Genomic DNA, 8,029 nt, shown 5'->3' on the forward strand with positions numbered 1-8,029 from the left:
CGACCTCCGGCCCCCCATGAGGGTTCGGTCAGCGCGCACGCCGTCTGCGCGGGCAGGTCGCGGGACCTACGTCGTCCGGTGACCCCGACCCCGCGGCCTACCGTGCACCATGGCCGTGACGATGTCCGCGATCACCCTGAACAGCGCCGACCCGGCGCGGACGGCGGCGTTCTGGGCCGCTCTTCTCGACGGCCACTGGTCCGCGGGCGGCAACGGGTTCATCCACGTCCACGGCGGGCCGCTCCTCCTGATCGTTCAGCCCGCGCCCGAGCGCACCACGCCCGCCTCCACCGACGTCCACCTCGACCTCCGGTCCGACGACGCGGCAGCCGCGGTGCTGCGCGCCGTGGACCTCGGGGCCCGCGTGGTCACGACCCGGAGCGACTCGCACGGCTCGTGGACGGTCCTGCGCGACGTCGACGGCAGGGCGTTCTGCATCGCCTGAGCGGTCCACCCAGCCGCTCCCCCGCGCGACCGACCAGATCCGTGACACCACCTCATGTTAGTGACTAACATCTAGTCCGTGGCACCGTCCCGCACGCTCCGCACCCGCGCTCGCCTCCTCGAGGCCGCGCTCGACCTGTTCGAACGACAGGGCTACGAGGCGACGACGACGCAGCAGGTCGCGGCCGCGGCGGGTGTCAGCCAGATGACCTTCTTCAGGCACTTCCCGACCAAGGAGTCCGTGCTCGTCTCGGACCCCTACGACCCCATGCTCGCCGAGCTCGTGGCGGCCCAGCCGGCGGACCGCCCCCTCATCCGCCGGATCCACGACGCGTTCGTCCAGGCGCTCGCGGTGATCGAGCCGGTCGAGAGCGCGTCCGCCCGACGCCGGGTCGCGATCGCCGCCCAGCTGCCCGCGCTGCGGGGCGCCCTGCTCGCGGCGACGCAGGAGAGCGAGGCCGCCGTCACGCACGCCCTGGTCGCGACCGGTGCCGACCCGCGCCAGGCCCGCGTCGCCGCCTCAGCAGCCTTCGCCGCCACGGGCACGGCGCTCATGGCGTGGGCGGCGGACTCCTCCGGCGGGTCCCTGTCCGACGTCGTCACCCAGGCCCTGAGCGTGCTCGTGGGCGAGGAACGACCGTCCGGGGAGCGGCCGTGAGCACCGTCGTCGCCTCGCTGAGCGCCGTCGACGTCGTCCGGTGCTACGGGACGGACCGCGCGCTCGACGGGGCGAGCCTGGACGTCCAGCCCGGCGAGGTCCACGCCCTCATCGGCTTCAACGGCGCCGGCAAGTCCACGCTGATGAAGTCCTTCATGGGGATGAGCCGGCCCGACTCCGGCGTGGTGCGCGTGCTGGGTGCGGCGGTCGACGCAGCCGGTCCGGACGTGTGGCGCCGTGTCGGGCACATGATCGAGTCCCCGCTCGCCTACCCGGACCTGACGGTCGACGAGAACCTCGGTGTCGCGGCCGCCCTGCACCTCGTGCCGCCCCGGGCGGCGCGCGTCCGGGCCGAGGACCTCCTCACCCGGCTCGACCTCGGCGCCTGGCGCGGGCGCCGCGCGTCCCAGCTCTCCCACGGCAACCGGCAGCGCCTCCAGATCGCGTGCGCGACGATCGGGCTGCCCGACGTCCTGGTGCTCGATGAGCCCACGAGCGCCCTCGACCCGCGCGGGGTCGTGCTCGTGCGTGGGCTGCTCGAGGACGCGCGGGCACGTGGGTGCGGCGTGCTCGTCTCGAGCCACCACCTCGACGAGGTGTCCCGCATCGCCGACCGGATCAGCGTGATGCACCGTGGACGCCTCATCGGGGCGCTCCCGCCCGGCGGCCTCGACCTGGAGCGCACCTTCTTCGAGCTCGTCCATGCCTACGACACCTCGGTGCCGTCATGAGGCCCGCGACCCGCGTCGAGTGGCTCAAGCTGCGGCGGTCCCGCACCGCCCGCGCGACGGCGGTCGTCGTCTGCCTCTCCGTGCCGCTCACGACCGTCGGCATGGTCGTCGGCGCGCGGAGCGGACGCGCCGGCGGGGCGGCCGCCGGGAAGCTCGAGATGCTCACGGCCGACGCCACGACGACCGGGCACCTCGGGCTCGCCGCGCAGCTGCTCACGGTCGTCGCGCTGCTGGGCGGCGGGTTCCTGTCGACGTGGGTGTTCGGGCGCGAGTTCTCCGACGGGACCGTCGGCGGCCTGTTCGCGCTCCCGGTCACCAGGGGGAGGATCGCCGGAGCGAAGATGCTGCTCGCGGCGCTCGTCACCGTGGCGATGACGACGACAGCGGGGTGCCTGACGATCCTCGGCATCGTGGTGATCGACGGCACGGCCCTCGACCCCGACGCCGCGGGCCGGGCCTGGGCCCTGCTCGGAGGCGGGGCGCTGACCTCGCTCCTGACGCCGGTATTCGGGCTCGTCGCCTCGCTCGCCCGCAGCTACCTGGCGGGGGTCGGCGCGCTGATCGCGACCGTGGCAGCAGCCCAGCTCGTCGTCACCTTCGGCGGCGGGCTGTGGTTCCCGTTCGCCGTCCCCGCGCTGTGGTCGGGTGCGGGTGGGACCGACATGGCGGCCGCCGTCGGCCCGGAGCACCTCGCCACGGTCCCCGTCTTCGCGGCGCTCGTCACGTGGGCGACCATCCGGACCTGGAACCGACTTCGCCTGGACTGAGTGCGGACCCTCACCCCGCGGGGACGGCATGCACCAGCCTGACCAGGCGCTGGGGCCGCAGGGCGTCGGTCCGGTCCCAGAACCCCGCCGGGCAGCTGTCGGCCTCGGGGCTGGACCGGACCACCGACCACCCCGCGCGAGCGAGGAGGGAACGGGCGCCCTCGGGCGAGAGCGTGGAGCGCCATGGCTCCCCCGAGGCGCCGACGGCGGCGGACAGCGCGTCGACGTACGCCTGCCCGGCGGCGTCGCGGTCCGGTGCCGGCAGCAGGTGGTCGAGCACGACGTGCGAGCCGAGAGCGAGGCCCGAGAGGCGTGCGAGCACACGCTCCACGGACTCGTCGTCGAGGTACATCACCGTGCCGAGCCACGTCACGGCCGTCGGGCGTCCCGCGTCCCACCCGGCACGCACGAGCGCATCCAGGACGTCGTCCACCAGGAGGTCAGCCGGCACGGGTACGCCCACGTCGTCCAGGCCCGCGGCGGCGAACCGCTCGCGTCGCCACACGAGGACGCCCGGGAGGTCGACGAGCCAGGTGGTGACCGTCGGGAGCCGGTGCCCCGACGTGTCGAGCCCGGCGCCGAGGACGACGTGCTGCCCGCAGCCCGACGCCCTGGCGACCTCCTCCGCGAAGCGGCTGCGCGCCGTCGCCGACAGGCGGGCCGCCGCGAGCACGGGCTCCTGCGGGGCGGCCAGCTGGTACGTCAGCGGCGACGGCTCTGCTGCGGCGCACAGGGCCGCCGCCTGCTCGTCCACGAGGAGAGGAGGGTCGGCGTCCACGAGCAGGTGCGCGGCGCGGGCTGCGGCGGACATGAGGGCGGTCGGGCTGGGCGTTGCGTCGTGGTTCATCTCAACCAACTACCAGAGCCGGGCGACCCAGCCCAGGAGGCGCGCCGCCCGCACCCTCTGGACCACCCGAACGCCAGCAGGTTCGGCGCCCGACCTGGTCTTCCCGCCCCTCGCCGCCGCCGCACCGCGGCGTGCAGGACGGCGAAGAGCGGGTGCTGCCTCAGCGCGTCTGCTGGATGCGGATGAGGTTGCCTGCGGGGTCCCGCACCGCGCAGTCACGGACGCCGTACGGCTGCTCCGTGGGCTCCTGGACGACGTCGGCGTCGTGCTCGACGAGACGCTCGAACACCGCATCGAGGTCCGGGGTCGCGAGGAGCAGCATGGCGTACGTGCCCTTCGCCATCATCTCGGCGATGGTCCGGCGCTCGTCTTCGGTCAGGCCTGGGTGCGCGAAGGGCGGGTCGAGGACGATGGACGTGCCGGGCTGACCGACGGGCCCGACGGTGATCCATCGCATCCCTCCCTTGCCCACGTCGTTGCGGACCTCGAAGCCGAGCACGTCGCGGTAGAAGGCCAGCGCCGTGTCAGGGTCGTCGTGCGGAAGGAAGCTGGAGTGAATGGTGATGTCCATGGCCGTCACGCTAGGTGCGGCTCCGGGACGCGCGCTTCTCGATTCCTGACCGGTCGGGTGACCTGCTTCTCGACGCACGCGGGCAGCCCCGGGCTGCTCCCGGCGGCCTCACGGCGGTAGACGCTCGGAGGGACGCCCACGAGCTCGGTGAACCGCGTGCTGAAGGTGCCGAGCGACGCGCACCCGACGGCGAAGCAGACGTCGGTGACGCTCATGTCCCCGCGGCGCAGCAGCGCCATCGCGCGCTCGATCCGCCGGGTCATGAGGTAGGCGTACGGCGACTCCCCGAACGCGAGGCGGAACTGCCGGCTCAGGTGACCTGCGGACATGCTCGCCCCGCGCGCGAGGGCCTCGACGTCGAGCGGCTGTGCGTAGTCGCGGTCGATCCTGTCGCGCACCCGCCGCAGCCGCACGAGGTCGCGCAGGCGGTCGCTCTCCACCGGCCGGCTGGTCATCTGCGTGATGCTGCCACGGGTCGCCCACGCAGACCAGCACGGGCCCTACGCGGATGTCACCGCCGTGCGGCACGCTGGACCCCCCACGGACCTGGAGGATGCAATGCCCGAGACGCCCACGATCGACCCGGCGCTGAGCGCGGTCAGCGCGCTCATTGCGCAGATCGACGACGAGCAGCGCCGACTCGTGCTCGCCCGGTTCGACAACGACGACGCCTGGCGGCTCGGCACGCTGCTGGTGGACCTCGCACGCAGCAGGGCGCTGCCCGTGACGGTGAGCATCCGGCGGCACGGCCACCTCCTGTTCCACGCGTCGCTGCCGGGGACCGCGCCGGACAACGACACCTGGGTCGCGCGGAAGGCGCGCGTCGTCGACCGCTTCGGTGCGCCGTCGTTCCTCGTCGGCCTGCGCGCCAAGGCCAAGGGCCGGACCTTCGCGGAGGAGAGCGGCCTCGACGTGCAGGACTACGCCGCGCACGGCGGCGCCTTCCCGGTCACCATCCGGCACGTCGGCATCGTCGGCACCGTCACGGTGTCCGGACTGCCTCAGGCCGACGACCACGCGCTCGTCGTCGAGGCGCTCACCGCCTTCCTCGGCCGGCAGGCTGCCGGCTCCGGGGAGGCCGGGGCGTCGGGCCGATGACCGACGGACCACCCGGCGCGCCGCCGGACGGCAGGCGCCCCGACCCGTCACCGTCGCGACAGGTCGCTCCCAAGGACACGGGGCAGCTCCTGCGTCGCATCGGGCGCCTCCTGGCGCCCTACCGCGCGTCGCTGCTGCTGGTCGCGGTCACGATCGTCGTCGGCGCGGGGCTGGGCATCATCACGCCGTTCCTGACCCAGGCGGTGTTCGACCGCGCGCTGTTCCCGGTCGACGGCGGTCCGGTCGACCTACGCCTGCTGACGTGGCTCGTCGCGGCGATGATCGCCGTGCCGCTCGTCAGCGCCGCTATCGGCGTGGGGCAGACGTACCTCACCACCTCCGTCGGCAACCGCGCGATGGCGGAGCTCCGCGGCGCCCTCTTCGAGCACCTCGAGCGCATGGAGCTCGCGTTCTTCACCGCGACCAAGACCGGCTCGATCCAGTCGAGGCTCGCGAACGACGTCGGCGGCGTCCGGTCGGTCCTCACCACCACGGCCGCGAGCATCCTCGCCAACTCCGTGACGGTCATCGCGTCGCTGGTCGCGATGGTGCTGCTCTCGTGGCAGCTGACCCTCATCGCGGTCGCCCTCATGCCCGTGTTCCTCGTGCTGCAGCGACGGGTGGGGACCCGCCGCCAGGTCCTTGCGCGGCGCACGCAGGAGTCCCTCGCGGACATGACGGCGATCACGGAGGAGGCGCTGAGCGTCTCGGGCGTGCTGCTGTCCAAGGTGTTCCACCGCGCGGACGCGGAGGTCGCCCGCTACCGCGCGGAGAACGAGCGCCAGGTCGACCTCCAGGTGCGGCAGGCCATGGCCGGCCAGGGGTTCTTCGGCGTCGTCACCGCGTTCATGGCGGTCACACCTGCGCTCGTCTACCTGGCCTCGGGCGTGATGATCTCCGACGGAGCCGCGGTGTCCGCCGGGACGCTCGTCGCGTTCTCGACGCTCCAGGCACGCCTGCTCATGCCGATGGTCTCCCTCATGCGCGTGGCCCTGGACGTGCAGACGTCGCTCGCGCTGTTCCGGCGGATCTTCGAGTACCTCGACCTCGTCCCCGCGATCCAGGACCGTCCCGAGGCGCGCCCGCTGGACGCGGAGACCATGCGCGGCGAGGTCGAGCTGCGGGACGTGTGGTTCGCGTACCCGCCACCGCCGCGGCTCACGGCTGCGGCGCCCCCGGCAGGTGGACGCGGCGCGATGCGCGGTGCCGGCTCAGGCATGGCCTTCGGCGGTGCCGGGCCGCGGGCGGCGATGCTCGGGTTCGCCGCCGCGCCGGGTGGCCACCTCGGGTCCGTCCCGTCGAGCGGCTCACCCCGGACCCCCGTGGCCGCGGGCGACGACGACGCCTCCCGCCGCGCAGGGGCCCGCGTCGCCGCGCCCGCGGCGGCCGACCCGACGGGCGCCGCGCGCGCCGGCGACGAGGTGCAGCCGGCGTGGGTCGTGCGAGGCACGACGCTCCGGGTCGAGGCGGGCAAGCTCGCCGCCCTGGTCGGCCCGTCCGGCGCCGGGAAGACGACGCTGACCTACCTCGTCCCGAGGCTCTACGAGGTCGACCGCGGCTCGGTCATAATCGATGGGACGGACGTCCGGGACGTGACCCTGGGGTCGCTCGCCGACGCGATCGGCATGGTCACCCAGGACCCGTACCTCTTCCACGCCTCGATCGCCGAGAACCTCCGCTACGCCCGTCCCGACGCCACCGACGCCGAGCTGGTCGACGTCGCACGGGCCGCCCACATCCACGACCGGATCGCAGCGTTCCCCGACGGATACGGCACGACCGTCGGCGAACGCGGGTACCGGCTCTCGGGCGGGGAGAAGCAGCGCCTCGCCATCGCGCGCGTGCTGCTCAAGGACCCACGCATCCTCATCCTCGACGAGGCCACGTCCGCCCTCGACACCGCGTCGGAACGGCTCGTCCAGCAGGCCCTGGCCGAGGTGATGGCCGGACGGACCACCATCGCGATCGCCCACCGCCTGTCGACCATCCGGCACGCCGACGTGATCTTCACGGTCGACGGTGGGCAGATCGTCGAACGCGGCACCCACGACACGCTCGTGGGCGCAGGCGGCCTGTACGCGCGCCTGTACGCCGAGCAGTTCGGCGGCGGCCGTGTCGAGGCACGCTTCGCCGACGGGGTCATGTTCACGGACGGGGTCGTCCTCCCGCAGCACCCCACGCCCGCCCCCTGACCGCCCTGCGCGGCACGGGACCGCCGCTCCGGTTGCGCTGCGTGGTGGGGCGCGGGAGCGTGAGGTCGACGGCGCGCGGCGCACCGCGTCATGTTCACCGGACCTTCACGAGCATGAGGAACACCCGCAGGTGCGTGGGCGTTGTGCAGACGAACGCGAGTGACGAGAGACGAACGGACCGGAGCCATCTCCCCGGTCCGACCAGCGGCCAGAACGGAGGTCACGCGATGGCTGACCGATCCCTGCGCGGGATGCGCATCGGCGCACACAGCATGGAGACCGACGAGGGTGTGGAGTTCGCACCGCGGTTCCAGGCGTACTACGACTGCCCTGACGGGCACACCATCGTCCTCCCCTTCTCCGCCGAGGCCGACGTCCCCGTCGTGTGGGAGTGCCGCTGCGGCAAGGAGGCGCTCCTGAGGGACGCCAGCAAGCCGGAGCCGAAGACCGGCAAGCCCCCGCGTACCCACTGGGACATGCTCCTCGAGCGCCGGACCGTCGGAGAGCTCGAAGAGCTGCTCGCCGAGCGGCTCGAGCTGCTGCGCGCGGGCAAGCTGCGCCGCTCGGCCTGAGCAGCGCGACCCGGACGCCGTAGCTGCCCGCCCCCCCGGCGGAGCACACCGCGCACACGACGACGGCCGCCGCCCCGCAGGGCGGCGGGCGTCCTCCTGCCCCCGCCCGGCCCGCGGGGGGGCCCCCCCCCCCCCCGAGGCGCCCCCCC

Annotated in this window: 10 protein-coding genes; 7 read left to right on the forward strand and 3 right to left on the reverse strand. The window is 73.8% G+C overall.

Going from position 1 to position 8,029, the window contains the following annotated elements; translation table 11 throughout:
• Window positions 1-109: 109 nt before the first annotated feature.
• The 4 genes from FZ988_RS16005 to FZ988_RS16020 all read left to right on the forward strand — a co-directional run bounded on the left by FZ988_RS16005 (window position 110) and on the right by FZ988_RS16020 (window position 2,600).
• On the forward strand, window positions 110-445 hold the full coding sequence (locus FZ988_RS16005) for a VOC family protein (protein WP_149205030.1): 336 nt from the start codon (window positions 110-112) through the stop codon (window positions 443-445).
• A 78-nt stretch (window positions 446-523) separates the two neighbouring features.
• Window positions 524-1,102: a TetR/AcrR family transcriptional regulator gene (locus tag FZ988_RS16010; RefSeq protein WP_149205031.1), complete on the forward strand. Its 579-nt coding sequence runs from the start codon at window positions 524-526 to the stop codon at window positions 1,100-1,102.
• Window positions 1,099-1,833: an ABC transporter ATP-binding protein gene (locus FZ988_RS16015; protein WP_149205032.1), complete on the forward strand. Its 735-nt coding sequence runs from the start codon at window positions 1,099-1,101 to the stop codon at window positions 1,831-1,833. The genes FZ988_RS16010 and FZ988_RS16015 overlap by 4 nt, the downstream gene beginning before the upstream one ends.
• Complete coding sequence (locus FZ988_RS16020) at window positions 1,830-2,600, forward strand: ABC transporter permease (protein WP_149205033.1); 771 nt, start codon at window positions 1,830-1,832, stop codon at window positions 2,598-2,600. The genes FZ988_RS16015 and FZ988_RS16020 overlap by 4 nt, the downstream gene beginning before the upstream one ends.
• Before the next feature lie 10 nt (window positions 2,601-2,610).
• Here FZ988_RS16020 and FZ988_RS16025 read toward each other — a convergent pair whose 3' ends face one another.
• The 3 genes from FZ988_RS16025 to FZ988_RS16035 all read right to left on the reverse strand — a co-directional run bounded on the left by FZ988_RS16025 (window position 2,611) and on the right by FZ988_RS16035 (window position 4,473).
• Entirely contained in the window at window positions 2,611-3,447 is an 837-nt protein-coding gene (locus tag FZ988_RS16025) for a class I SAM-dependent methyltransferase (protein WP_223145167.1), read from the reverse strand.
• Window positions 3,448-3,607: 160 nt separating this feature from the next.
• A complete protein-coding gene (locus tag FZ988_RS16030; protein WP_149205034.1) occupies window positions 3,608-4,018 on the reverse strand; it encodes a VOC family protein in 411 nt (136 codons plus the stop codon).
• Window positions 4,019-4,023: 5 nt separating this feature from the next.
• The gene (locus tag FZ988_RS16035; protein ID WP_149205035.1) at window positions 4,024-4,473 is read right to left on the reverse strand and encodes a helix-turn-helix transcriptional regulator; all 450 of its coding nucleotides are present in this window, start codon (window positions 4,471-4,473) and stop codon (window positions 4,024-4,026) included.
• A 103-nt stretch (window positions 4,474-4,576) separates the two neighbouring features.
• Here FZ988_RS16035 and FZ988_RS16040 point away from each other — a divergent pair, with 103 nt between their 5' ends.
• From FZ988_RS16040 to FZ988_RS16050, 3 genes are all read left to right on the forward strand, one after another.
• Window positions 4,577-5,116 (forward strand): heme-degrading domain-containing protein, encoded by a 540-nt coding sequence (locus tag FZ988_RS16040; RefSeq protein ID WP_149205036.1) that lies wholly within the window; start codon window positions 4,577-4,579, stop codon window positions 5,114-5,116.
• The gene (locus FZ988_RS16045) at window positions 5,113-7,308 is read left to right on the forward strand and encodes an ABC transporter ATP-binding protein (RefSeq protein ID WP_149205037.1); all 2,196 of its coding nucleotides are present in this window, start codon (window positions 5,113-5,115) and stop codon (window positions 7,306-7,308) included. Before FZ988_RS16040 ends, FZ988_RS16045 begins: the two co-directional genes overlap by 4 nt.
• A 227-nt stretch (window positions 7,309-7,535) precedes the next feature.
• On the forward strand, window positions 7,536-7,880 hold the full coding sequence (locus FZ988_RS16050) for an RNA polymerase-binding protein RbpA (RefSeq protein ID WP_149205038.1): 345 nt from the start codon (window positions 7,536-7,538) through the stop codon (window positions 7,878-7,880).
• The last annotated feature ends 149 nt before the right edge of the window (window positions 7,881-8,029 follow it).

It is taken from the genome of Actinotalea subterranea (genome assembly GCF_008364845.1).
In the GTDB taxonomy this organism is placed as follows: Bacteria; Actinomycetota; Actinomycetes; order Actinomycetales; family Cellulomonadaceae; genus Actinotalea; species Actinotalea subterranea.